Annotated in this window: 14 protein-coding genes; 6 read left to right on the top strand and 8 right to left on the bottom strand. The window is 66.6% G+C overall.

Going from position 1 to position 25,550, the window contains the following annotated elements; genetic code table 11:
- Positions 1-21 precede the first annotated feature (21 nt).
- Together FKZ61_RS11995 and FKZ61_RS24290 are read left to right on the top strand one after the other, a co-directional pair.
- On the top strand, positions 22-1,572 hold the full coding sequence (locus FKZ61_RS11995; RefSeq protein ID WP_141610359.1) for an acetyl-CoA carboxylase biotin carboxylase subunit: 1,551 nt from the start codon (positions 22-24) through the stop codon (positions 1,570-1,572).
- On the top strand, positions 1,569-2,162 hold the full coding sequence (locus tag FKZ61_RS24290) for an acetyl-CoA carboxylase biotin carboxyl carrier protein subunit (protein WP_170199606.1): 594 nt from the start codon (positions 1,569-1,571) through the stop codon (positions 2,160-2,162). The genes FKZ61_RS11995 and FKZ61_RS24290 overlap by 4 nt, the downstream gene beginning before the upstream one ends.
- A gap of 2 nt (positions 2,163-2,164) precedes the next feature.
- Here FKZ61_RS24290 and FKZ61_RS11985 read toward each other — a convergent pair whose 3' ends face one another.
- Positions 2,165-3,082 (bottom strand): HpcH/HpaI aldolase/citrate lyase family protein, encoded by a 918-nt coding sequence (locus FKZ61_RS11985; protein WP_170199623.1) that lies wholly within the window; start codon positions 3,080-3,082, stop codon positions 2,165-2,167.
- 230 nt (positions 3,083-3,312) lie between these two features.
- Here FKZ61_RS11985 and FKZ61_RS11980 point away from each other — a divergent pair, with 230 nt between their 5' ends.
- The gene (locus FKZ61_RS11980; protein WP_141610356.1) at positions 3,313-4,590 is read left to right on the top strand and encodes a DUF3179 domain-containing protein; all 1,278 of its coding nucleotides are present in this window, start codon (positions 3,313-3,315) and stop codon (positions 4,588-4,590) included.
- Between the two features lie 255 nt (positions 4,591-4,845).
- Here FKZ61_RS11980 and FKZ61_RS11975 read toward each other — a convergent pair whose 3' ends face one another.
- The 3 genes from FKZ61_RS11975 to FKZ61_RS11965 form a co-directional block, all read right to left on the bottom strand.
- Complete coding sequence (locus tag FKZ61_RS11975) at positions 4,846-5,637, bottom strand: hypothetical protein (protein WP_141610355.1); 792 nt, start codon at positions 5,635-5,637, stop codon at positions 4,846-4,848.
- 3 nt (positions 5,638-5,640) lie between these two features.
- The gene (locus FKZ61_RS11970; protein WP_211358529.1) at positions 5,641-9,207 is read right to left on the bottom strand and encodes an SH3 domain-containing protein; all 3,567 of its coding nucleotides are present in this window, start codon (positions 9,205-9,207) and stop codon (positions 5,641-5,643) included.
- A gap of 107 nt (positions 9,208-9,314) precedes the next feature.
- Positions 9,315-10,094, bottom strand: coding sequence for a DUF2975 domain-containing protein (locus FKZ61_RS11965; protein ID WP_141610354.1), 780 nt, complete (start codon positions 10,092-10,094; stop codon positions 9,315-9,317).
- 290 nt (positions 10,095-10,384) lie between these two features.
- Between FKZ61_RS11965 and FKZ61_RS11960 the strand changes: the two genes are divergently transcribed.
- The gene (locus FKZ61_RS11960; protein WP_141610353.1) at positions 10,385-12,058 is read left to right on the top strand and encodes a gamma-glutamyltransferase family protein; all 1,674 of its coding nucleotides are present in this window, start codon (positions 10,385-10,387) and stop codon (positions 12,056-12,058) included.
- Positions 12,059-12,660: 602 nt separating this feature from the next.
- Positions 12,661-14,091, top strand: coding sequence for a UTP--glucose-1-phosphate uridylyltransferase (locus tag FKZ61_RS11955; protein ID WP_407659903.1), 1,431 nt, complete (start codon positions 12,661-12,663; stop codon positions 14,089-14,091).
- A gap of 177 nt (positions 14,092-14,268) precedes the next feature.
- Here FKZ61_RS11955 and FKZ61_RS11950 read toward each other — a convergent pair whose 3' ends face one another.
- Complete coding sequence (locus FKZ61_RS11950; RefSeq protein ID WP_141610352.1) at positions 14,269-14,730, bottom strand: Hsp20/alpha crystallin family protein; 462 nt, start codon at positions 14,728-14,730, stop codon at positions 14,269-14,271.
- Between the two features lie 231 nt (positions 14,731-14,961).
- A complete protein-coding gene (gene clpB, locus FKZ61_RS11945; RefSeq protein ID WP_141610351.1) occupies positions 14,962-17,556 on the bottom strand; it encodes an ATP-dependent chaperone ClpB in 2,595 nt (864 codons plus the stop codon).
- 759 nt (positions 17,557-18,315) lie between these two features.
- Between clpB and FKZ61_RS11940 the strand changes: the two genes are divergently transcribed.
- Positions 18,316-23,421 carry a S8 family serine peptidase gene (locus FKZ61_RS11940; RefSeq protein ID WP_141610350.1) on the top strand — a complete coding sequence of 1,702 codons (5,106 nt, stop codon included), beginning with the start codon at positions 18,316-18,318 and terminating at the stop codon, positions 23,419-23,421.
- A 238-nt stretch (positions 23,422-23,659) separates the two neighbouring features.
- Here the strand turns inward: FKZ61_RS11940 and FKZ61_RS11935 are convergent, their stop codons facing one another.
- Positions 23,660-24,628, bottom strand: a complete 969-nt coding sequence (locus tag FKZ61_RS11935) for a DnaJ C-terminal domain-containing protein (RefSeq protein WP_141610349.1) — start codon at positions 24,626-24,628, stop codon at positions 23,660-23,662.
- Between the two features lie 123 nt (positions 24,629-24,751).
- Positions 24,752-25,408 (bottom strand): nucleotide exchange factor GrpE, encoded by a 657-nt coding sequence (grpE, locus tag FKZ61_RS11930; protein ID WP_170199621.1) that lies wholly within the window; start codon positions 25,406-25,408, stop codon positions 24,752-24,754.
- Positions 25,409-25,550: the final 142 nt, after the last annotated feature.

Genomic DNA, 25,550 nt, shown 5'->3' with positions numbered 1-25,550 from the left:
CACAGGCCACGGAGAAAAGCCATGTTCCGCAAAATCCTGATCGCCAACCGGGGCGAGATTGCGGTGCGCATCCTGCGGGCCTGCCAGGAGCTGGCCATCCCCGCGGTGGCGGTCTATTCCCAGGCGGATGCCCAGGCCCTCCACGTACGGCTGGCCCACGAAGCCGTCTGCATTGGGCCGCCCGCCCCGACGGACTCCTACCTGCGGGGAGAGCGGCTGGTGGAAGCAGCCCTGGAGACCGGCTGCGATGCCATCCACCCGGGCTACGGATTCCTGGCCGAATCCGCCTCCTTCGCCCAGATGGTCCAGGATGCGGGGCTGACCTTCATCGGGCCGCCGCCCCAGGCCATCGCGCAGATGGGCGTCAAAACCCAGGCCCGCGCCCTGATGCAGGAGGCGGGCGTGCCCGTGGTCCCCGGCTACGCCGGGGGGACATCCGATGAGGATTTCGCCCGGGCTGCGCAACGGATGGGCTACCCGGTCATGGTCAAGGCCGCGGGGGGCGGCGGCGGCATCGGCCTCCAGGTGGTGGAGGAGCCGGCCGCGCTGCCCGAAGCCCTGGCCACCGCCCGCCAGGCCGCGCAACAGGCCTTCGGCGACCCCACCGTGTTCCTGGAAAAATACATCGCCCAGGGCCGCCACGTGGAAGTCCAGATCCTGGCCGACCATCACGGCAACGTGATCCACCTCTTTGAACGAGACTGTTCCGTTCAGCGCCGGCACCAGAAAATCGTGGAGGAGGCCCCTTCCCCGGCCCTGGATCCGCCCCTGCGGGAAGCCCTGGGCCGGGCGGCGGTGACGGCGGCCCGGGCTGTGGGCTACGTGAACGCGGGCACGGTGGAGTTCCTGCTGGATCAGGATCGGCGGTTCTACTTCCTGGAGATGAACACCCGACTCCAGGTGGAGCACCCGGTCACCGAGCTGATCACCGGCGTGGACCTGGTGCGCGCCCAGATCGCCATCGCCGCGGGCCAGCCCCTCCCCGTGGCCCAGGACCAGGTGCGCCCCCGGGGCCATGCCATGGAGTGTCGGCTGTATGCGGAAGATCCGGCCCGGGGCTTCCTCCCGGTGACGGGGCGAATTCATCGACTGGTGGAGCCATCGGGGCCCGGCGTGCGGGTGGACTCGGGGGTGGCTGCCGGCGACGAGGTAACTGCCCACTACGATCCCCTGCTGGCCAAGCTGATCGTCTGGGCGGAAGACCGGGAGCTAGCCCGACGTCGCATGCTCTGGGCCCTGGGCCGGTACACCCTCCTGGGCCTGACCACCAACCTGGCGTTCCTGCGCGCGGTGGTGGCCCACCCCACCTTTCAGGCCGGCGCAGCCACCACCGCGTTTGTGAGCCGGGAGATGGCGGGATGGCAGCCCGGCAGCCACAGGCTGGACGTGGCGGCCCTGATCGCGGCGGCCCTGGCCGAGGAAAGCAGCGACGCCGACATGGACTGGGTCACCGATTCTGGGCGCCAGGCGATGCCAGATCCGTGGGCGCGGCCGGACGGCTTTCGCCTGGGCGGAGGCTTCTGGCCACCCGGAGCAACAGCGAGAGGAACAACGAGAGGAACAGCAGGGTGAGCGTTTCCTATCAACTGGGCGATCAGATCTACACCGTCCGCCTGGAGCCCCAGGGGAATGGTACCTGGCTGGCCCACGTAGGCTCGGAGACCTTCCGGGTGGAGCTCCTCTCCCGCTCTGCCGGGGAACTCCGCTTCACCGTGGACGGCCAACCCTTCGAAGCCTCGACCGCCCGGGAAGCCGGGGGCAATCCGGGTGGGCGACGCCGCTTCGTGGCGCTGCTCGGTCGTCCAGAGCCGGGCGCGGCGCCGGCGGTCCACCACTACGAGCTGACCCGGCTGGCAGACCCCCAGGGCCAGGCCCTCCAAGATCCCGCGGTCGCCAGACCGGCCGGGGCGCCGGGGAGCGGCCGGGGGGTGGTGGAGGCGCCCATGCCGGGCCAGGTACGCCAGGTAGTGGTGCAAGAGGGGGAGCGGGTCCAGGCTGGTCAGCCGCTGCTGGTGCTGGAAGCCATGAAGATGACCACCCGCCTGACAGCGGGGATTTCGGGTCGAGTGGCCCGGGTGTGGGTGCAGCCGGGGGAAGCAGTGGAGCGAGGCCAGCGGCTGGTGGAAGTGGAACCCGCGTCTGAACCGCCCGGGCCGGCGTGACCCTAGAGCTTTCTGGCTGCCCGCGCGTCGGCCAGGATCCGCTCCGCGGCCCGGATCATGGGCCGGTCCACCATCTTCCCTTCGTGGACGAAGACGCCGGCGCCCTGGGCGGCATGGGCGTGATAGGCGTCCAGCAGCCGTTGGGCGGCGGCGATCTCCTCGTCGGTGGGGGCGAAGGCCTGGCGGATGGGGGAGATCTGGGCAGGGTGGATGGCCAGCTTGCCGGTGAAGCCCATTCGTCTGGCGGCCCGGGCCTCTGCATGCAGGCCGTTCAGGTTCGTCAGGTCGGTGTAGGGGGTATCGATGGCCTGAAGCCCAAAGGCTGCGGCATGGAGGACGACGGCTCCCCGCGCGTAGCCCAGCTCTGGCCCGTCGGCCGTGCGGTCGCTGCCCACGTCTGCGGCCAGATCTTCCGCGCCGAAGATGAGCCCGGCCAGCCGCCCCGGCGCCGCAGCGGCGATTTCCCGCACGTTGACCACGCCCCGGGCCGTCTCGATCAGGGCCAGGATTTTGGTGCGGCCTATCTCCATGCCCAGGGACTGCTCATGCCCCAGGAGCAGGCGGGCGAAGCGTTCCACATCCTGGGCAGACTCCACCTTGGGCAACACGTATCCGTCCGGCCGGCCCTGGATGGTGGCGGCGATGTCCCGTGCCTGCACAGCCAGCTCATCGGGGGGAGCCACCCGCGCGCTGTGGATCGTATTCACCCGGACCAGCCGGGCCATCCGACCGGTGGGGAAGAGGCCGGAGACCAGGCTGTGGCGCACCAGCTCCCGGGCGCTGACCTTGTTGGCCGGTGCGACGCTGTCTTCCAGGTCCAGGATCACGGCGTCCACGTCCAGGGTGGCGCCTTTGGCCATTTTGCGCTCGCTGTCGCCCGGGATAAAGAGCAACACACGCCAGATGGGATGGGTATTCATGGGTTGCCTCCGAGGAAGGAACAAACAATCTGACGATTGGACGTAGGGCCACCTACAGTCATCCCGCCGGGATTGTGACACAGTGACCACGAAGTGGGGCGATGATCCGACCGCAGCGCCCCCCGCACGACAAAGAGTTCCCGCAGCCATTCACCCCCTCCCCCCTAGCGGGGGAAGGGGGATGGGGGATGAACAGTTACCAGTTCCCCATGTTTCCAGGAGGTGCAAAGATGCGTTGGACGGCCTGGTCCCTGACCGTAATCGTTCTGGTGGCCCTGAGTCTTTGGAGCCTGGGTGCCTGTGTCAACCCCGGCGAGCCTGGAACCACCTCTCCGGCGGCCTCGTCTGGCGCTGGCACAGCCCCTGAGGCCGCCGACTCCGGGGCTGTGGACAACGCACCCGCCCCGGGCGAGGTGGCCAAAGCGCCTCAGGGTATCGCGCTGTTGCCACCGGAAAGCCCTCCGGCCCGGTTGAACAGCTCCTACTGGCGTACGGATTTCTCCCGCCGCACCGTGCCATGGGAGGAGATCATCTCCGGCGGCCCTCCCAAGGACGGCATCCCAGCCATCGACGAGCCCACCTTCGAAAGCCCGGAGAGCGCCCGAGAGTGGCTCTCGGACCGGGACCCGGTGATCCTCTTCGAGCACGACGGCCATGCCCGGGCCTATCCCCTGGCCATCCTCATATGGCATGAGATCGTCAACGACACGGTGGGGGATCTGCCTGTGGCTGTCACCTTCTGCCCCCTGTGCAATGCCAGCATCGTCTTCGAGCGTACCTTCGACGGCCAGGTGTTGGACTTCGGCACCACGGGCCTGCTGCGTAACAGCGACCTCATCATGTACGACCGGCAGACGGAGACCTGGTGGCAACAGTTCATCGGCCAGGGCATCGTGGGACGCTACGCGGGCGAGCAGTTGACCTTCCGGGCCAGCCAGGTGATCAGCTTCGGCGATTTCACGGCCCGCTACCCCAACGGCGAAGTCCTGGCCCGCCCGGCCATGCCCCGCACCTACGGCGCCAACCCCTATACCCAGTACGACAGCACCGCGGGCCAGCCCTTCCTCTTCCGAGGAGAGCTGGATACCCGCCTGCCGGCCACTGAGCGGGTGGTGGGCATTCAACTGGGCGACGTGGTGATGGCCTATCCCTTCTCCACGGTGGCCGAGTTGGGAGTCATCAACGACCGGCTGGGCGACGTGCCCGTGGTGGTCTTCCATAAGCCAGGCACGGCCAGCGCCCTGGACACCCGCCAGATCAGCGAAGGCAAGGATGTGGGTAGCGTGGGCGTCTTCGACCGCCGGGTGGACGGCCAGGAGCTCACCTTCGTGCGCAACGCCGATGGCACTTTCAGCGACCAGGAAACCGGCAGCACCTGGAACATCCTGGGCGAGGCGGTGGCAGGCCCCCTGGCCGGCCAGCGGCTGGAGCGCATCCTGGCCTTTGACCACTTCTGGTTTGCCTGGTACGCCTTCTTTCCCCAGACCGCACTCTACCAGGGTAGCTGAAGCTCCGACGCTCCACGGATACCACAGATTTCGCGGATGGCAGGGATGCTTGCTCTGGAAAATCTCAGTACTTCACGATTGTTGCCCATTTGTGGAGTGAGCATCCTCAGATACGGCGCTGTCTCGCCTGGGTCGGCATCTGAGGTGCCGACTCCGCGTCGAAATCGTGAACTGCTGGATCTGTGTTCATCGGTGGTTTCTGCAGTGGAGTCACAGATGGCTGGACTGTGAAATTTGTGGCTCTCCCCTGGCTTCCTACCGCCAGCAGGAGCCATCCAGGGGGACCTGGGTCAGGCTGAGTGCGGTCACGCCGCTGGGGTCCAGGGTGATGCGATAGCGACGCCAGGGGATGTAAAAGTAAGTATACCCCCGCAGGCAGACCTGCTTGACCTCGCTCTGGCTGAAGGTGGCCGGCGCATCCTGGGCTGGGGCAGCGGTGCGGATGTCCTCCAGCGCCAGCCGCTGCACCCACAGGCCGGTGATGCGATAGGTGAACTCCGCGGCCCGGCGGGCGTTGACCGCCAGCCGCAAGTCCTCACCGGTAGCTCGGGGCTGGGGCGGCTCCAGGAGGCGGGGCATGAGCGCCCAGGGCAGGATGGCCACCACCAGCACGAAGAAGAGTCGCGCCCGGGTAGTACGCCGCCACCACTGGAAACCCATGCCCAACAGGGTCCAGATCAGGCTGGCGCCCAGCCAGAGCAGCCAGAGCATGAACAGGTTCATGGCGAAGTCCACCGGCGCCACCCGGCTGACGCCATCCAGCCCGATGCGGGCGATGGGCAGCGGATAGCCCCGCCAGCCGGGGCAGCCCTGGGGACAGCTGGCAAAGTACGGCGGCACCACGAAAAGATAGAAGCTGCTGATACACATCAGCAAGCCGGCCAGGAATGTGGCCGCACAGACCCGAAACCAGTGGCGGGTCTGCTGGCGCCACCAGATGATCAGAAGGGTCACCACCACCGCGCCCACGGCAGCCAGGAGCAGGTCCCGCCAGTCGGTGAAGTAGGCCCAGGGCTCCGGCAGGGGCGGCAGTCTCAACGGCCACATGGCTTAGCGAAGTTGCAACAACGCATCCGAAGCCTGCCAGCAGAGGAAGGTTCGGGTCAGGTTGGGTGGCAGCGCCAGCAGCGGCTCCGGCCGCGGGCCGCCATCCCAGCGGGAGAGCTCCAACACCCCCTCCTCGGTGCTGGCCACGGTCAGGGTGTAGCGGCCATCCCGGCAGACCGCGTAGTCCCGTAGCTCCTTCTGGTTGGGGAAGAGGTAGCTGTTGGCCGTGACCGCGCCAGCTGCCTGGCCAGGCTCCGGCAGTTGGATCTGGGTGATGCCGAAACGGTCCAGGCCAAAGGTTTCCCCCGGTGCAAAGCGGCTGCGGGCAACCACCAGGCGGTCGTCGCCCAGCCAGGCCAGGTTGGGGGCCAGAAACTCGAACCGGCTCTCGCTCTCGTAGACGGTACGGATGGTGCTGGCGCCGCGCCCCAGCAAGGTGTAGACCCGTACCGTGTTGGCCGGGCGGATGAAGCCGGAGGTCAGGCTGGGCCGTTCGGGGTTGTAGACGAAGTAAGCCATCCGGGTCTGATCCGGGCTGATCCGCAGAGGGCCCCGATAGCTCTCAGGCGCCAGGAGCAGCTGGGGCAACCCACTCACCACGCCGGTGCCATCCCCATTGATGGCCACCGTGATCCGAAATACGCCCATATACAGCCGCTGCTGGACGTTGTCCAGGGTATCCAGGATCAGGGTCACCTGGCTGACGGTGCCGGTATCCGGCCGAAATTCCGGATAGGCGCCGATGAGCACTGGCACCAGGGTTGGGCTGACGATGGCGCTGCCCTGGCGGAAGAGGGCGCCAGAGGCCCGCAGACGCAAGGCCACCTCCCCCCGCACCGGGTCGTAGTGCCAGAGCTGCCACTGGTCGATGTCCGCCTGGGGCGTCTCGATCCACCACAGCCCCCCGTAGAGATCCCCCACCACGCCCCGCAGGCTGTGGAAGGGCTGGGTGAAAACCTGGACCCCTTCCCCATCCGGGCGAATCCAGCGGAAGCTGTTCAACCCCACGGGTGCTTCCCCCGTGTGGACAATCAAGCCCGCGGCCGGATCGCTCCCCGCCCAGGTCGCCTCCTGTTCATCCACCCAAAGTTGATAGACGGTGCCCGTGGCCTCCAGCAGGTAGACGCCGGGCTCCTCCCGACTGCCCAACAGGGCCACGCTGCTCCCCTGGCCCAGGGCTTCAGCCAGGACCGGCGCGGTGAAGCGTTCCACCCGGGGTCGCGCCCCGGCGTCCGTCGGCGCCTGTGCAATGCGCACCCGAGAGGCGACGAAGCGATCCGGCTGTGCGGGATCGGACGTGCCCACCACGTAGACCTGGGTGCCTGGCCAGAGGAGCTCGGCCGGCGCCGACTCATATTGGGGCGGTTCTGCGGCGAACATGCCGCTCCAGATCTCCACCCGGGCCGTATCCACCACCAGTTGGACCGACCGGCCGTCCGCGGTGGTGGCAGGAATGGGCGCCAGAGGGTTGGCCGGAATGCGGTCGCCGCCGATGGTCATCACCACTTCCTCCGCCACGGGCGGCGGCACAGGCACCAGGCCGGCGGTGGCCGGCAGCACCTGGATGTCGCCCAGGACCGGCGTGGACCTGGGGGTCGGCGTGGGGGTGGGCGTGGGCGGCCCCGGGGTGGGGCTGGGCGTCGGCGTGGGCGGGATGACCGGCGTGCCATCGGCCCGGTAGAGCGGCAGCAACGCCAGGTCCGCCGTGGGCTGCACCAGCTCCGCCGCCATCCAGCCGATGACGTTGTGGCTGCCGTCGGCCGGCTCGTTGACCCGCAGCAGCACCCAGTCGCCGGCTTCGGTCACGCCGTAGAGATCCACGTGGACCCCGAAACCCAGTTGGGCCAGGACAGGGTAGTCTGTGGCCGGGCCGGCCCGCAGGTTGGCCGGCGCGCGGAAGATGGTCCCGGTCACCAGAGTGGCCTGATCGGGCGGGATGTCGGGCAGGGGATAGGGTTTGGGCGTCGGCGTGGCCGTGGGCGTTTCGGTGGGCGTGGCGGTGGCCGTAGGGCTGGGCGTCGGCGTGGCCGTGGGCGTGAAGGTGGGGGTCACGGTGGGGGTTTCCGTGGCGGTCGCCGTCGCTGTGGCCGTCGCGGTGGGGGTGGGCGTATCGCTGGGCACGGGCGTAGGCGGCGCTTGCTCTGCCGGCGGGACTTCGCCCCCGATGCCTGTGGGGGTCTCTGTGGGCGTGGCCGTGGGCGTAAAGGTGGGCAGGGCAGGCGCCGGGGTGACCCACTCCTGGGCGCCGTAGGGCTCAGCCGGCTCGATGGCGGCCACCCGGTAGCCCACGGCCTCATCCGCCTCGAAGATGGCCGTGTAGGTGCGGTCCCGGTTGCCGTTGTCGAAGAAGCGCAGGCGCAAGGTCACCTGGCCGTCCCACAGGGGCTGGTCTGCTTCATCCAGGTAAAAGGCGAGCCAGTGGGCCGGCTGGGTGAGGCCCATGTCATAGGCCTGTTGCAGCAGGTCGAAGCGGCTGGCAAAGTTGGCCGCGGTGCCCACATCCGATGCCCGCAGCAGCAGGAGGAAGCGGGCCAGGGTGGTGAGGGGTGTGGGCAGCAGGCTCGCCTCCTGGAGGTGATAGCCAGGTCCAGGGGACTCACGGCTGTCTGCCTCGTCGGCCTCTTCCTCGGACACAAAACGCCACAGGGTCTGGGCCCACTGGCGGGCAAAGGGCGGCTGTTCCACGAAGAGTTGAGGTGCGTCCAGCAGGCGCTGCAACCCGGGGTTGCCGGCCACGGGGGCCACCACCTGGATGGCAGGCAGAATGTGCTCTCCGTCCGTCTGCAAGGTAACCTGGCTGCCGGGCGCCGCACCGGGCCAGGTGGGCTCCGTGGCGCTCTGCCACAGGAGCTGGAAGTCCTCGGCGGGCTGGGGCTGGGCCAGGACGTAAGCCGTCAGTTGGGAGCGTAGCTCCGTGCTCTCCACCAGCAGGATGTGCCGACGGCCCAGCCGGTCGGCTCCCATCACGCCGTGGCTGACGCCAGCCAGCAGGGTGGTGTAGTCCCGTTCCCGGCCCAGGGCGGCCAACAGCAACTGGCTGCGGACGCGGTTGCGGTCGTTGGGCTCTCGCCAGAAGAGCATGGGCAGGGCTTCACCGCCCGGCGCCCGGGGAACGACCAGCGCCGCCCAGGGGTCGGCGTTCAGGGGAAAGTAGGTGGCTGGCACAAAGGCCAACCCCTGGGCCTGAGCCAGGCGGCGGAGCAGGGCCTCGGCCCGTTCCCCGGTGAAATCCAACAGGGACATGGAATTGAGCCCTTCCTCGGCCACCTGTTGAAAACGCTGGGCCCACTCCTCAGGCGACGCCGGGGTGGGGGTCGGTGTGGGCGTGTGAGTGGGCGTCCAGGTGGGGGTGGGCGTCAGGGTCGCCGTGGGGGTCGGCGTGGGTGTGGGCGTCTCCGTGGCCGTGGGCGTGGAGGAGAGAAGGGCCACATACTCGGCCTGGAGGGTCAGCAGTTCGCCGCGCACGCGCAGCCGTCCGCGTGCCACACCCGCGTTGTAGACCACGATGAGGGCCACCAACAGAAGCAGCGTCAGGGCCACAGTTACCTGGATACGAAGGTTCTCTTGCATGCGCGAATAGAGTCTGGTGTAAATACCACGGCGGAAATCTGGCTGCGCCGACTGGCGTGGGCACCCTCGGTGGATTTCCGCCGGGATTTACCATGCTGCCCGATTTTCTAATTTTGCACGTTGATGGTGACCTGACACGGGGGCGGATAGTTGCCCGTCTGATCCACCACAATCAGCCGCAGGGTCCACGTGCCATTGCCCAGGCTGGCGGTGTCGATGCTGGCCAGCACATTGCTGGTCACCGGCGTTGTCCCACCGGCCAGGTAGCCGAAGTTGGCATCAGCATTGGCGCCGGGCGCAAATTCGATCTTATAGTATTGGAAATTTTCATGGGTCGCCGTGCCGATGACGTTGATCACCCCGCTGACCACCTCGTTGTTCCCAGGCCGCAACAACACCGACCGGCTATCCGGGCAGGCCGGCGCCTGAATGGCCGGCGTGGGCACGGGAGTGGGCGTAGGGGGATCGACCTGGGATGCCGGCGGCGTCTCCACCGCGTTCACCGCCGCGTCCCCCTCCACGACGGCCGGAGCTGCCGTGGGCGTGAAGGTAGGCGTGGGTGTGACGGGCAGGGGCGTGTTGGTGGGCGTGGGCACAAAGGGAAAGGCGGGCGTCGGCTGCAGGGCTTCGGAGACCAGGGGATCCACGGCCGTGGCCAGGGTGGTACTGGTAAAGTAGGTTACCCCCATGACGAAAAGCAGCAGCAGGGCAATCGCAAAGATATTGTACATATCCCGCACGGCCTTCTCCCGCTCCAGGGAAAAGACCGCCTGCCGGCGCTCGGATCGCACCAGCCAGATCCGGTAGATCTGATAGAGGGCCGTCAGGCCACAGATGGCGTAGATCCAGGGGGCATAGGTCGCCACATACTGGATGATAAAGCCCATAGCGTTTTGCTAGTACAGTCTGGCATCTAAACCACGGCAGAAATCCCGATACCTGCCGGGCACCTCTCCCAACTGGAGAGACCGGCGACGAATTTCTGCCGGGATTTATTAGTCTACCTTACGGCCGGACAAACCACCAAACCCTCTCCCCCGGCCGGAATGTCCCAAGTTGAACCTCGTTTGTGGCGGCCTTTGGGGGCAGAAAATTGCCAATTGGACATGAGTCCTATTCTCCTATTATGATGCAGAGCGCAGTGAAACGCAATCAAGCCCAACGGTAAGGAGAACGTATGAAGTTCGATGCTGTGTTCCGCTCCCGGAGGAGCAATGTCATGGCGACCCGGGGGATGGTGGCCACCAGCCAGCCCCTGGCTGCCCAGGCTGGTCTGGAGATCCTCAAGGCCGGCGGCAACGCAGCCGACGCGGCCGTGGCCACCGCAGCCATGCTCAACGTGGTGGAGCCCATCTCCACCGGCATCGGCGGGGACTGCTTCGCCCTCTTCTGGGACGCGCGGACCAAACAGGTCACCGCGCTCAACGGCTCCGGACGGGCTCCCGCGGCCGCGTCCATCGAAGCCCTGCGCTCCCTGGGCTACACGAAGATGCCCACCTTCACCGGCCACGCGGTCAGCGTGCCCGGCACGGTGGCCGGCTGGAGCGACCTGCTGGAACGCCACGGCACCATGTCCCTGGCCGACGTGCTCCAACCGGCCATCTGGACCGCCGAGCACGGCTACCCTGTGAGCGAAATCATCGCCACCGGCTGGCGCTCCCAGGTGCCCAAACTCCTGCGCTCACCGGACTGGGAAAGCGGCGACCTGGACAACGGGCCGGAACAGCCCAGCGGCCACGAGCTGCTCATCGACGGCCGAGCCCCCCGCCCCGGCGAAATCATGCGCATCCCCACCCTGGCCGAAACCCTGCGGGGCATCGCGGCCGAGGGCAAGGACTACATCTACCGGGGCGAATTCGCCCACAAACTGAGCGCCCACGTCCAGAAATACGGCGGCTGGATCACATCGGAGGATATGGCCGCCCACGAGAGCACCTGGGATGAGCCCATCCACGCTGACTACCGGGGCGTGACCCTCTACGAATGCCCGCCCAACGGCCAGGGGCTGGCCGCCATCATTGCCGCCAACCTGGCAGCCGGCTTCGACCTGGCAGCCATGGAGGAAGTGGATCGCCTCCACATCCTGATCGAGTGCATGCGCCTGGGTTTCGCCGACGCCCAGCGCTGGGTCTGCGACCCCCGGGTGGTGCCCATCCCCCTGGAGGAGCTGGTCAGCCCGGCCTATGCGGAACGACGGCGCCAGGAGATCGACCTCCGCCGCGCGGCCCAGCACGTGCCCTACGGCGATCCTTTGGCCGGCTCGGACACGGTCTACCTGAGCGTGGTGGACGGCGAGGGCAACGCCTGCAGTTTCATCAACAGCCTCTACATGGGTACCGGCACCGGTCTGGTGGTGCCAGGCACCGGGGTCAGCCTGCAGAACCGGGCTGCGCTCTTCCAGCTGGACCCGGAACACCCCAACGCCCTGGCGCCCCACAAACGACCCTACCAGACCATCATCCCGGCCCTGACCACCCGAGGCGGCGAGCTCCACGCCTGCCTGGGCGTCATGGGCGGCTTCATGCAGCCCCAGGGACACCTGCAGATGCTGGTCAACCTGGTGGACCTGGGCATGTGGCCCCAACGGGCGCTGGATGTGCCCCGCTGGCAGCTGGCCGGCCCCAGCGGCGGCCTGGGCGCCCAGGAAAGCGGCGGCCTGGTGGCCATGGAGGAGGGGTGGAGCTTTGCCACCCTGGCCGAATTGGCCCGGCGGGGCCATCGACTGGTGCCCGTGGACGGCTTCGGCCGCACCGGCTTTGGCGGCGGCCAGATCATCCTGCGGGATCCGGAGACGGGCGTCCTCATCGGGGGCAGCGATCCCCGCAAGGACGGCTGCGCCGTTGGTTGGTAAGGACGTGGGTGCCACGGGAACGTAGGGTGGGTCTCCGGCCCGCCGGACGTGGCCGGTTCTACAGGAGACCCATGTCCGAGGACGGCAGCGGGCGGGGCTTGCCCCGCCCCTACAGAATTGGGCGCCCCGTCGTAGGTGCAGCTCGTAGCTGCGCAGCCGTCGCCGTCCCTTCACCCGCCGGGGCATGGCACCAGCGGGCGGCCGGAGACCGCACCTACGGCACGGGGTGCCATCCATCCCGGTTGGGCCACGGATCCGTAGGGCGGGTCTCCGGCCCGCCGGACGTGGCCGGTTCTACAGGAGACCCATGTTCGAGGACGGCAGCGGGCGGGGCAAGCCCCGCCCCTACAGAATTGGGTGCCCCGTCGTAGGCGCAGCTCGTAGCTGCGCAGCCGTCGCCATTCCTTCATCCGCCTGGGGCTGGCGACACCGTGCGGTTAGAAACCGCCCCTACGGCAAACCGGCGCCCTTCCTCGGCTGGCACCAGCGGGCGGGCACGGCGGCCCGCCCCTACGTGATTAAAGACAAAGATTCAGAAGCGAAGGAGCTGATGAGCAATGATGCACCAAGCGGATCACCCCCCCCAACCGTCGTCACAGCCCATGGACGACCCACGCTTTGAACGCTTCGCTGCTAAGATGCAGGCCGCCGGTGTACCACCTTTAGCCATCCGCATCTTTCACTTCTACTATCAGCAACTGCTCGCCGGCGCCACCGGCTACATCAGCCAGGACGAGGCCGCACCGGTGGATACCCTCCCGGACTACACGGACCTGGGTGACCGCCAGGCGGAGATCGGCCAAAAGGCCCTGGAGCGGGCCGTGGTCCTGAAGTTGAACGGCGGCCTGGGTACCAGCATGGGCATGGACGGCCCCAAGTGCCTGCTTCCGGTCAAGGGAGAGCTTACCTTCCTGGACATCATCGTGAAGCAAGTGCTCCACCTGCGCAAGCAGACCGGCGTCCGCCTGCCCCTGGTGCTGATGAACAGCTTCAACACCGTGGAAGAGACCCGGGAAGCCCTGCAGCGATACCCGGAGCTGGAACAGGACATCCCCCTGGACTTCCTACAACACAAGCTGCCCAAGATCTGGAAGGAGAGCCTGCTGCCGGCGGAATGGCCGGCAGACCCGGAGAAGGAGTGGTGCCCGCCGGGTCACGGCAACATCTACGTCGCCCTGCTCACCAGCGGCATGCTGGAAAAGATGCTGGACGCCGGCTACGAGTACGCCTTCGTCAGCAATTCCGACAACCTGGGCGCTGTGCTGGATACCCGCATCCTGGGCCACTTTGTGGAGCAACGGCTGCCCTTCCTCATGGAAGTGGCCTATCGCACCGCCGCCGATGTCAAAGGGGGACACCTGGCCCGGCGCCCCGACGGACGGCTGATCCTGCGGGAGATCTCCCAGTGCCCGCCCGAGGAACAGGCCGCCTTCCAGGATATCGAGCGCTACCGCTATTTCAACACCAACAACCTCTGGATCCACCTGCCCACCCTGCGGGAAGTGCTTCAGCGCCACGATGACATGCTTCAGCTCCCCCTGATCCGCAACGAGAAACCCGTTGACCCCACCGACCTGGATTCCCCGCGGGTCTACCAGCTGGAGACGGCCATGGGCTCTGCCATCGCCCTGTTCGAAGGCGCCGAAGCCCTGCGGGTGCCCCGTAGCCGTTTCATCCCGGTCAAAAAGACCAACGATCTGCTGGTCCTCTGGTCGGACGTCTACGAGCTGACCGACGGCTACCTCCTGCGCCTCACCCCGGACCGGCCACCGGAAGCCGCCCGCCGGCCGCCCCTGGTCTTCCTGGATGATCGCTATTACATGCTCATTGCCGACCTGCAGGAGCGCTTCCCCCACGGCGCGCCATCCATGCGGCGGTGCCTGGAGTTGCGGGTGGATGGAAACATCTACTTCGGTCGGGATGTGGTGGTGGAGGGGAAAGTACACCTGAAGCACGAGGGCAGCGAACCGCTCCACATCGCGGATGGGACGGTCCTGGGGCCGGAGACCACCCCCTTTGCGCCATCGCTTTAAGCCACAGGGGAACCATTCACCCCCTCACCCCCAACCCCTCCCCCTCGGCGGGGAAAGGGGCCAGGGAGATGGGGATGAACAGTGACGAGAAATGAAAAATCCCGGTGCGAAATTCGCACCGGGATTTTTGCCCGTCCACCGGCCGGCCCTGTGGGGTGTTGATGAGTCGGCCTGGAATCACCCGCCGTTGACCACGCTCTTGACCGCGATCTTCTTGGGTTTGGCCGACTCGACCTTGGGCAGATGCAGAGTCAGGACACCGTGCTCGTGGATGGCCTCGACTTTGTCAGCGTCCACGCTGGCGGGCAGGGTCAGGCTGCGGCTGAAGCTGCCAAAGCGGCGCTCCCGCAGGTGATAGTTCTGCTCGTCGTACTCCTGCTCGCTCTTGGTCTGACCTTTGATGGTCAGCACGTTGTCGGTCAGGGTGATCTCGACGTCGTTCGGATCCACGCCAGGCAGCGACGCCTTGACGATGTATTCATTCTCCGTCTCGATCACATCCATCGGTACGCTGAAGCCCTCCAGCCGACGGCTCCACAGGCGCGGCGCCTCAAAGAACGACTCATCGAACAGGCGATCCATCATTTCACGGAAGGTTGCCATCTCCCGGAACGGATCCCAACGAGTCAGAGCGGTCATTTCACATCACCTCCTCTATTTCAAGAATTGAATTCTCGAAATAGACTGATGCGCTATTGCCACCACAGGGCGGCCGGTTCAGTGAGCCGGTCAGCCCGGGAAGGGATCGCCCGTGGCGCTTTCCCTTCCCGGCGACTTTCACTTTTAAGTGTATGCACCATCTGTTAGATGGTCATATGCGCAACGTTAGTGTTTTGTCTGACTTTGACGCCCCCATGAGGAGCCGGCCCATCAGGCCATGGCCGGCTCCACCACGGTGAAGGTGATCTCGCCGTTGACCACATCCGCCACCACATGGTCGCCGTTCTGGATGCGGCCTTCCAGGATCTCCAGAGCCAGCGGATCGGCGATGCGGTGCTGGATGACCCGCTTCAAGGGCCGGGCACCGAAGGCGGGATCGTAGCCCTCCTCCACCAGCAGCTCCCGGGCCCGTTCGGTCAGCTCCAGGGTGATGTTGCGATCCTTGAGCAGCTGGCGCAACCGGCCGAGCTGGATCTCCACGATCTCCTTCAGCTGATCCTTCTGCAGCGAGTGGAAGATGACGATCTCGTCCACCCGGTTCAGGAACTCCGGCCGGAAGTGCTGCCGCAGGACCTCCCGCACCCGGCGCTCCACCTCTTCGTCCACGCCGGCGACTTCCAGGATGTACTGGCTGCCCAGGTTGCTGGTCATGATGATGACCGTGTTCCGGAAGTCCACCGTGCGCCCCTGGCCGTCGGTCAGGCGGCCGTCGTCCAGCACCTGGAGCAGGACGTTGAAGACCTCCGGGTGGGCCTTCTCGATCTCGTCGAAGAGGACCACCGAGTATGGACGCCGGCGTACGGCCTCGGTCAACTGGCCACCTTCCTCATAGCCCACGTAGCCGGGGGGCGCACCGATGAGCCGGGCCACGGTGTGGCGCTCCTGATATTCGCTCATGTCGATGCGCACCATGTTCTGCTCGTCATCGAAGAGGAATTCGGCCAGCGCCCGGGCCAGCTCCGTCTTACCCACACCCGTGGGCCCCAGGAAGATGAAGCTGCCGATGGGCCGGTTGGGATCCTGCAGGCCGGCCCGGCTGCGCCGGATGGCCGACGCCACCGCGCGGATGGCCTCATCCTGGCCCACGACCCGCTTGTGCAGCTCTTCCTCCATGCGGATCAGCTTGGCCCGCTCGCTTTCCATCAGCTTGGAGACGGGAATGCCCGTCCACTTGCTGACCACCGCGGCGATCTCCTCCGCGTCCACTTCCTCCTTGAGCAGGGGGCTGTCGCCCTGGATCTGGCGCACCCGGGCCTCGGCCTCGGCCAGCTGCTGCTCCAACTGGCGCAGGGTGCCGTAGCGCAGCTCGGCCGCCTTCTGCAGGTCGTAGGCCCGCTCCGCCTGCTCAATTTCCACCCGCACCTGGTCGATGCGCTCCTTCAGGTTGTGGACCTCGGCGATGGCTTCCCGCTCGGCCTGCCAGCGGCTGGTGAGCTCGGCGCTCTTCTCCTTCAGGTTGGCCAGCTCGTTCTCCAGCTCGGCCAGGCGGGCCTTGCTGGCCTCGTCCTTCTCCTTGCGCAACGCCTCCCGCTCGATCTCCAACTGCATGATCTGACGGTCGATTTCATCCAGCTCCTGGGGCTTGGAGTCGATCTGCATGCGCAGGCGACTGGCCGCCTCGTCGATCAGGTCGATGGCCTTGTCCGGCAGGAAGCGGTCGGTGATGTAGCGGTGGCTCAGGGTGGCCGCCGCGATGACCGCGCTGTCGGTGATGCGCACGCCGTGGTGCACCTCGTAGCGCTCCTTCAGACCCCGCAGGATGCTGATGGTGTCCTCCACGCTGGGCTCATCCACGAAGACCGGCTGGAAGCGCCGCTCCAGCGCGGCGTCCTTTTCGATGTGCTTGCGGTACTCGTCCAGGGTGGTGGCGCCGATGGCGTGGAGCTCGCCCCGGGCCAGCATGGGCTTGAGCATGTTGGACGCGTCCATGGCGCCCTCGGCCGCGCCGGCGCCCACCAGGGTGTGGATCTCGTCGATGAAGAGGATGACCTGCCCTTCAGACGCCTTGATCTCGTTGAGGACTGCCTTCAGCCGCTCCTCGAATTCACCCCGGTATTTGGCCCCGGCCAGCAGCGCGCCCAGGTCCAGGGCCACCAGCCGCTTGTTGCGCAGGCCGGTGGGCACGTCGCCGTTGACAATGCGCTGGGCCAGCCCCTCCACGATGGCCGTCTTCCCGACGCCGGGTTCACCGATGAGCACCGGGTTGTTCTTGGTGCGCCGGCTCAGGATCTGGATCACCCGCCGGATCTCTTCATCCCGGCCGATGACCGGGTCCAGCTTGCCCTTGCGGGCTTCTTCGGTCAGGTCACGGCCGTACTTGGTCAGGGCCTCGTACTGGGCCTCGGGGTTGTCGCTGGTCACCCGCTGGCTGCCCCGCACCGCGGCCAGGGCCTGCATGATGGCGTTGTAGTCCACGCCATGGCGGGCCAGGAGATCCCGCACCTTCCCTGCGGAAGAGGCCATGGCCATGAGCATGTGCTCGGTGGAGATGTACTCATCCTTCATGTTGTCGGCGATCTGCTCGGCCTCCCGCAGGATGGCAGCCGTCTCCCGCCCCATGCCCACCTGGACGCTGGCGCCGGTGGCGCGGGGTTTGGCGTTGAGGGCCTGCTCTACGCTCTGCTGGAGCAGGGCCGGATCCACTCCGATGCGGTTGATCACCGCGGGGACGACGCCCCCTTCCTGGCGGAGCAATGCCAGCAGCAGATGCTCCGGATCGAGGGTGGGATGGTTGTATTGTTCGGCCAGGCTCTGGGCCTCTACGATGGCCGCCTGGGCCTTCTGGGTATATTTATCAATGCGCATGGGATTCCGCCTCCTTGGAATAATTCGAAATATAAGTTCTGCCGGCCATACAAATCATACCGCTCGCCTGATCAAGAACCATCGCAGGTCCGGTTTTCAGACGTGACCTACGGTCCGGTCTGAAAACCGGACCCACGCAGTCATGCGTGCCACTTCGTAAGACAATCGGTATCAGATCGCTGGCACAGCTGTCAGTATCGTAATCTCTCCCCCATTGTAGCGAATCCAAATTAGAAGCATGCATGCACTGCGTTAGCAGTTCGTTTTAATCCTGAGTCCACTACAGGAACCACGTTGGTTTTGAGCCACAGATTTCACAGCCACCCACGGCGGGCCGGAGACCCGCCCTACATATCCGCCGCGTCCAATCCGCGTGGATGGCGCCCCCTGGCGTAGGTGCGGTCTCCGGCCGCACGGTGGTGCACGGAAAGGCGCCCGTTCCCGTAGGGGCGGGCCGCCGTGCCCGCCCGTTGTCGCCACATCCCGGCGGGTGAAGGGGTGGCGATGGATGCGCAGTTACGAGCTGCACCACTGAATCTGTGTGGAATCTGGGAATTGAATCAAACCCTCTTGCCCCCTGTGCGCTTTTGCACATCCGGCCTGTGCCCTGGGCTGCTTCTGAAATCGGCTGGCATTGCTACGCTGGTGCCAGGCAGAAATATTCACCCAACTGCTCCAATTCCCGCCCCCTGGATCCTGCTGCCAGGGCCCGGCAACGGGTCCGCGCATGAAGCCATTTCATATCACAAGGAGGTTCCCATGAGACGAAGGTTTCTTGCCCTACTTCTGCTGATTTCCCTGTTGGCGCAGACCTTCCTGCCACTGGCCCCCGTCCAGGCGGCCCGGAAGGCTGCGCCAGGGCGGTTGGTGATGCCGGCTTCGGCCCAGGCCGCACAGGCCGTCCAGGCCCTGTACATCTACCGTCAGGACGCGTCCACGGCCCAGGCCATCGGCGAGACCCTGGCCGGCAGTGGCGCCAACGTGGAAGTCATGCAGCTGGAGTCTGGCACCCCATTCGAAGGGGAGCACAAGATTTTCCTGCCCATGATCTCCCAATCGGGCGCTTCTTCCTCGGCCGCTTCCAGGCCAGTGGGCACCCGCAGCCAGAGCGCCCTGGGCGACTACGACCTCATCATCCTGGCCGATGACCTGGCCCGGGATGGCCAGTGGGCCGTCTCCGACGAGCTCACCCAGCAGATCCTGGACAGCGGCCGGCCCATCCTGGGCATGGGTCTGGGCGGCGCCCTCTTCTTCGACCGGGCCAACGGTCAGATCGGTCTGAGCAAGGCCATCCAGACCAATGGCCATACGGTCGAGCGCAGCGACGGCAACGCCAGCCTCCCCCTCTACACCGGCTACCATCCCATCCCCCTGGACCAGGCGCCCTATGCCCTCTACACCGGTGAGGTTCCGGTGGTTGCCGTGGATCTGGGTGCGCGGACCGCCGGCCTGGTGCGCTACGCGGCCCTGGCCGGCATGGCGAACCTGATCCCCATCATCCAGGAAGGGGATGGGTGGGCCCTGTGGGGCTTCCGCAGCGGCCCCGGCCAGATGACGGAAACCGGCCGTCAGCTCCTGGCCAACCTGGTCTGGCTCCTCACAGGCAAACAGGTGGAAATCCCCCTGGCCGTGGGCACCCTTACCCCGGAACCGGGCGTGGAGCAGGCCCTGGCCGACGCGCTGGCACAAGGTGACCAGTACGCCCTGGCCCAGCTCTACCACCTGCCCACGCCGGAAGAACGGGATCAACTGGCTTCCCTGGGTGTGGAGCTGTTGGAGTACCTGGGCAACACCACCTACACCGCGCGGGTCTCCAGCCAGGCCAACCTCAACGACCCGACCCTCCTGGAACTGGTCCGCTTCCTGGGACTTCACAAGCCGGAATACAAGACCGATCCGGACCTGGAGGCACCTGAGGCCCAGGAGACCTATCAGGAAGCCCTGGTCACCTTCTTCCCGGACGTATCCAAGGAGACCATCGAGAGCGTCCTCACCGCCATCGTGGGCAGCAACAACTATCGCCAGGGCGCCACGCCCCAGCAGTGGCTGGTCCCCAACACGTCGGAAAACCTGGCTGCCCTGGCCCAGGAACCCGCCGTGGCCGCCATCAGCACCGGCTTCACCCCGCCGGAGGATCTGAACGACGAGGGCACCGCCCAGACCAACTCCACCATGGTCCAGCAGGCGGTCGTGCCGGCCGCCGGGTCGGGTAACCCCATCCTGTATCTGGGGCTCACCGGCCAGGGCGTGACCATCGGCCACATGGAACGCAAGCCGGCCACGGCCCATCTAGACCTGAGCGGCCGGGTGGTTATCGGCGCCTACGCCCACAGCGACACCAGCGACCACGCCACCCACACCGCGGGCATCGTCATGGGCAACGGCAACCAGAGCGAGACCAACGGCGGCACGCCCTTCCAGTGGCGGGGCCACGCGCCCAAAGCTCGCCTGGTCAACGAGAGCTACGGCCGGAACATCGGCAGCGGTGTGGCCTATGCCGACTACTTCTCGGACCAGATCCTGAACTACGACGCCGTGGCCTCCACCCACAGCTACGTCATGACCTACGGCGTCTACGACGGCGTGGCCGCGGGCATCGACAGCATCGTCCGGGGCGACGCGGTGGACAGCGACGGCAACACGGTGCCCCCTCGCCTGGCCATCTTCGCCGTGGCCAACCAGGGCACCGGTGCCCAGTACGACAACGAGGAAGGGTTCTACAGCATCTACGCGCCGGCCAAGAACAGCCTGGGCGTGGGCTCCGTCAACACCGACACCGACCTGGTCAGCAGCTTCAGCAGCCGGGGGCCCACCTTCGACGGCCGCATCAAGCCCGATGTCGTGGCACCGGGCTGCCACAACGACGCCTTCGAGGGCATCGTCTCCACATCCACCAACCTGGGCTATGTGGGCAAGTGTGGCACCAGCATGGCCGCCCCTGCCGTGGCCGGCGTGGTGGCGCTGATGTTCGAGCAGATCCGCTACACCTTCGGCCCCACCTTCATGCCCCTGCCCAGCACCATCAAGGCCCTGTTGGTCAACACCGCCACCGACCTGAGCGGGACCACCCCCTTCAACGATCCAGACTGCGACTGCCCCTATACCTACGGCGAAGGGCCGGACTGGGCCACAGGCTACGGTCTGGTCAACGCCCAGGCCGCAGTCCAGGCCATCCGGGCCAAGGCCTTCATCGAGGACCAGGTCTCCCCGGCCAACACCCAGGACGAGTACACCATCCAGGTGACGGCCGGCCAGTCCGAGCTGCGCTTCACCCTGGCCTGGGACGACGAGCCCGGCAGCACCCTCACCGCCGAGACCAGCCCCAAGCTGGTCAACAACCTGGACCTGGTGCTGGTGGCGCCCGACAACACCCTCCATCGCCCCTGGGTGCTGGACCCGCTGCCCATCACCAACTCGCCGGGCAACGGCGCCCTGGATCCCATCGACGCCGACGACCTGGAAGACGCAGTCCGGGGTGTCAACAACCGGGACAACGTGGAACAGGTGGTGGTGGAGAACCCCATGGCCGGCACCTGGACCATCCGGGTGACCGCCTCCTCCCTGCCCAACGGCAACCCCCAGAAGTACAGCCTGGTCGGCGACTTCCGCCAGCTGAACATCGTCTCTCCCCAAACGGGCGACGTGGCCGAAGCCGGTGACCCGGCCAATCCCAATATCTTCCTGGTGGTGCTGGAAGCCACCCAGCCCTACGCGGCGGATCCGGCCAGCTCCCTGGCCGACGCCTCCGCAGGCGACTTCCAGGTGGAGATCGACGGCCACAGCGCCACCATCATCAGCGGCATGCCCGTGGGCGACCAGTTCTGGCTGAACGTGCGGCCCCAGGCCGGCATCTACGCCGCCGGCAACAAATATGACCTGACGGTCCGCTGGCTGGGCCACGGCCAGGACAGCGAGACCAAGGCGGTGCTCTTCACCAGCCGAGAGGTGACCGACCGGGCCATCGTCCTGGACCATTCGGGCAGCATGTCCGAGTATGACAAGATGGCCGCCGCCCAGAACGCGGCCCGCCTCTTCGTGGACCAATCCCTGGTGGGTGACCGGGTGGCCGTGGTCGGCTTCAGCACCAACGCCGCCACCACCTACCCCATCACCGAGGTCAGCGCCGACCCCACCACACCCGAGCTGAACGCAGCCAAGGCAGCCATCAACGCCTTCGTGCCCACCAACATGACCGCCATCGGCAAGGGCCTGCTGGAAGGCCAGAACCAGGTGACCGCCCCGCCGGCGGACTTCAGCGAGGCTGATGTCATCGTCCTCCTCTCGGACGGCCTGGAGAACGTGACACCCTACTACGACACCCCCGCAGTCAAGGGCGTCATCGAGCCCTCCGACACCATCGTCCACACCGTGGCCGTGGGGCCGGCCAGCGCCGGACACCATGAGCTGCTGGCAGAGATCGCCGACGACAACGGCGGTGAATCCTACTCGGTGACCGAGGACGGCATGACCGCAGCCGACCTGGGGGCAGCCGCGGTCGCCAGCATCAGCACCGGCATCGACGCCTGGCCCACTACCCTGGACAACCGTCTGGGCGACGTCTACAAACAGATCGCCGAGGAGATCCTGGGCGAGAACCGCCTCTTCCAGGCCACGGGCATGGCCGATCCCCAGGCCGGTGTCTCCCGCTGGCAGGTGGAGGTGCCCGAGGGGCTGGAGCGGCTGACCGTGGCCGTGAACTGGTCCATCGCCGGCCATCAGCTCCGGCTGGTGCTCGTTGACCCCAGCGGCAAGGAGTATCGCTTCGACCCCAAGAGCAACCCCTTCTGCCGCAGCGACGCCACCCACGAGACCTGCATCATCGAGCATCCGGAGCCGGGCAGCTGGCTGATCGTGGTGGAGTACTACGAGACGGGTCCGGAAAACGAGTTCGTGGTGTGGGCCTCGGCCAGGACATCGGTGCAGTTCCAGCTCCTGGTGGGCACCCCCCAGCGGGAGCGGGTCATGGGACGGCCGGTACACATCATCGGCTTCCTGAGCTCCGGTGAGAAGCCCCTGCCCGGCCAGGGCGTGGCGGTCAAGGTCTTCCCGGTCCATCAGTACGGCCAGGCAGTGATGCTGGACCTCTACGACGACGGCCAGCATGGCGACGGCGAGGCGGATGACGGCATCTACGCCAACTACTTCACCGACGGCCACGAAGCCGGCGCCTACGCCGTGCGCGGGGTGGCCAAGGGTGAAGCCGGCGGCGCCCCCTTCGAGCTCTACGAGAACACCAGCTTCAACCTGAGCCCCCGGGCCCTCTACGTCTACCGCAGCCAGGCTGGAGAGCAGGTGGGCATGGCGTATCGCACCCTGCTGCAGGAGAACGGCATCGGCGTGGATCTGGTCCATGTGAACCAGGTGCCGGCCAGCGACATCCAGAACTACAACCTGGTCATCGTCGGCCCGGACACCGGCTACCTGGATCAGTGGGGAACGGACGATGCCTTCGACACCATTGTCCGCAACGAACGGCCGGTGCTGGGGCTGGGTGAGGGGGGCTACGCCTTCTTCGGTCGGCTGAAGCTGGCCATCGGCTGGCCCAACGGCGTCCACAGCAACGGCACCTCCATCCTGGTCGACCAGTACAGCGACCCCATCTGGGACTACTCCTTCGAGTTCAACCTGCAGGATATCAAGACCCTGCAGCTCTACCAGGAGGAGAGCAACCGGGTGGATATCCTGCTGAACCGGGAGCAGACGTCGGTGCAGGCCTACGGCCTCAACGACTTCGACCAGCGCTACGGCAACGTGGTGATGGAGAGCAGCTGGTGGATGTTGTGGGGCTTCGACGACGGGCCCAAGACCATGACCGAGGACGGTCGCCGGCTCTTCGTCAACGCGGCCTACAAGACCATGGACTGACCGCCGGTCAGGAGATGGCAAGGTAAAAAAGAGCGCCGCCCTGTGGGGCGGCGCTCTTCACATTCTCCCGATCTGGTCGATGCTGTTGGACCCTGGCTCCAGGAAAGCCTGGGCAGGCCCGGGGCCCCCATTTGGTGGGGCCGCCATGGGGGGAGGCCCGTTACGTCCCTCCATCTGGACCTGTCCCGGACGGACACAGCGGCCCGCCCCTACAGGAACCCCATTCGGTAGGAGCCGGTCAGCGGCGCAACTTGCGCAGCTCCTCGAACAGGCTGCGCTCCTTCTCGCTCAGGTTGGTGGGCAGGGTCACCTCCACCACCGCGTAGAGGTCGCCCCGCTTGTCGGGCTGGCGCAGGTTGGGCATGCCCAGCCCCCGCAGCCGGAACGTCTTGCCGTTCTGGGTGCCGGGGGGGATGGTCAGCACCACGGGCCGCTCCAGGGTCGGGACCTGAACCTCGCCGCCCAGGACGGCGGTGTAGAGGTCCACAGGGACCCGCACCCGCAGGTCATCCCCTTCCCGGGTGAAGCGTTCATGGGGCAGGACGTTGATCTTCAGGTAGATGTCGCCCTGGCTGCCCCGGGCCCGGACCCGGGAACCGGTCTTCACCCCCCGGGGGATGTTCACCTCCAGGCGGGTCCCATCCTCGCTCTGGAGGGTTCGGGTGGTGCCGTGGAAGGCCTCTTCCAGGGTGATGTCCACGGGCACTTCCGTGCGGGGCGGCGCGGCGGTCCGCTCGTGGACGCCGAAGTCCACGCCGGGGCGCCCCCGGCTCTGGCGGAAGGAACCGCCTGGGCGGCCGCCCATGCCCCCCATGCCGCTGCCGAAGAGGGCATCGAAGAAGCTGGAGAAGCCGCCCATGCCGCCGAACATCTGCTCGAACTCTTCCGGCGTGACCGTGCGGGTGGTGTAGCTGCCGCGAGGGCCGCCGCCCGTCCAGGCGCTCCAGTCGAAGTCCTCGGGGCGGCCGCCGGCCCGCTCGTACTGCTCCCACTGGGCACCGAAGCGGTCGTACTTCTTGCGCTTCTCCGGGTCCGACAGCACCGTGTAGGCCTCGTTGATTTCCTTGAACTTCTGCTCGGCCTCTTTGTTGCCCGGGTTTTTATCCGGGTGGTACTTCTGGGCCAGTTGGCGAAAGGCCTTTTTGATCTCTTTATCGGTTGCATTCCTGGGAACGCCCAGGATCTGGTAGTAGTCTTTATAATCCATAGTCACCTCGCTTCCGCGCCCACCAGGGATCGGTCAGGTTTTTGGCTGTCTCCAGGATCAAGATTAACATGGAGCCCGCCGTTTGACAACGGCTTTCAACAACCGGTTGCACTGCCGTGTTGTCTAGCGGCTCACCAGCACCCGAGCCGGGCGCAGGAGCTGGCCGTTCTCCTGGTAGCCTGCCTGGATCACCCGGGCCACATGGCCAGCCGGCACATTCGGGTCATCCACCTCCCCCACAGCCTCGTGGATGTGGGGGTCAAAGGGCTGCCCCTCGGCCTGGATCCGCTCCACGCCGTAGCGTTTCAAGGTTTCCAAAAATGCCTGGCGAACGGCTTCAATATTGCGAATAAATTCTTTGCCTGTGCCCTCGGCATGTTCCGGTGCATGGGCCAGGGCCAGGTCCAGGTGGTCGGCCAGGGGCAGCATGTCCCGCAAGATGCGCTGGCGCGCCTCTCGGGTCTCTGCGGCGGAGCGCTGCTCCAGCCGTTTGCGCAGGTTATCCAGCTCGGCCTGGAGGCGCAGGTAGCGCTCTTGCCAGTTCTCGCCGCTGCTTTCAGCCGCCTTGTCGGCCTGTTCGGTGGCCTGCTGGAGGGCCGCTTTGGTCCAGGCCAGCTCAGCCTCCAGGGATTTCAGGTCGGCACTCTGGCGCTGCAGGGCCTCGTTCTTGATCTCCAGCTCCCGGCGCAGCTCGGCCAGTTCCCTGGCCTGTTGCTCGAAACGGGCCTGTAGTTCCTGATAGGCCTGGGCCAGTGCCCGGTAATCCTCCAGGGTTGGCACGGTTTCACCTCCTCGATATCCCCTCGCCATGGGGCCTGTCAGGCCACTTCGGCGGGCCGGCAGGCGGCGAAAGGGATCTTCATACCTGAATGGCATCGTATGTCCCCCTCTTCAAGGAAACGGGCGGAGCTGCAGCTCCGCC

Source organism: Litorilinea aerophila (assembly GCF_006569185.2).
Lineage (GTDB): Bacteria > Chloroflexota > Anaerolineae > Caldilineales > Caldilineaceae > Litorilinea > Litorilinea aerophila.
Note: the sequence above shows the minus strand (reverse complement) of the source record. Positions and strands in the feature narration are given on the sequence as shown.

Excerpts from the sequence above, each read along its gene's own strand:
- FKZ61_RS11995 (WP_141610359.1), top strand. The coding sequence starts at position 22 with ATGTTCCGCAAAATCCTGATCGCCAACCGGGGCGAGATTGCGGTGCGC.
- FKZ61_RS11980 (WP_141610356.1), top strand. The coding sequence starts at position 3,313 with ATGCGTTGGACGGCCTGGTCCCTGACCGTAATCGTTCTGGTGGCCCTG.
- FKZ61_RS11975 (WP_141610355.1), bottom strand. The coding sequence starts at position 5,637 with ATGTGGCCGTTGAGACTGCCGCCCCTGCCGGAGCCCTGGGCCTACTTC.
- FKZ61_RS11940 (WP_141610350.1), top strand. The coding sequence starts at position 18,316 with ATGAGACGAAGGTTTCTTGCCCTACTTCTGCTGATTTCCCTGTTGGCG.
- FKZ61_RS11950 (WP_141610352.1), bottom strand. The coding sequence starts at position 14,730 with ATGACCGCTCTGACTCGTTGGGATCCGTTCCGGGAGATGGCAACCTTC.
- FKZ61_RS11935 (WP_141610349.1), bottom strand. The coding sequence starts at position 24,628 with ATGGATTATAAAGACTACTACCAGATCCTGGGCGTTCCCAGGAATGCA.
- clpB (WP_141610351.1), bottom strand. The coding sequence starts at position 17,556 with ATGCGCATTGATAAATATACCCAGAAGGCCCAGGCGGCCATCGTAGAG.
- FKZ61_RS11960 (WP_141610353.1), top strand. The coding sequence starts at position 10,385 with ATGAAGTTCGATGCTGTGTTCCGCTCCCGGAGGAGCAATGTCATGGCG.
- FKZ61_RS11965 (WP_141610354.1), bottom strand. The coding sequence starts at position 10,094 with ATGGGCTTTATCATCCAGTATGTGGCGACCTATGCCCCCTGGATCTAC.
- FKZ61_RS11985 (WP_170199623.1), bottom strand. The coding sequence starts at position 3,082 with ATGAATACCCATCCCATCTGGCGTGTGTTGCTCTTTATCCCGGGCGAC.
- FKZ61_RS11955 (WP_407659903.1), top strand. The coding sequence starts at position 12,661 with ATGGACGACCCACGCTTTGAACGCTTCGCTGCTAAGATGCAGGCCGCC.
- FKZ61_RS11970 (WP_211358529.1), bottom strand. The coding sequence starts at position 9,207 with ATGCAAGAGAACCTTCGTATCCAGGTAACTGTGGCCCTGACGCTGCTT.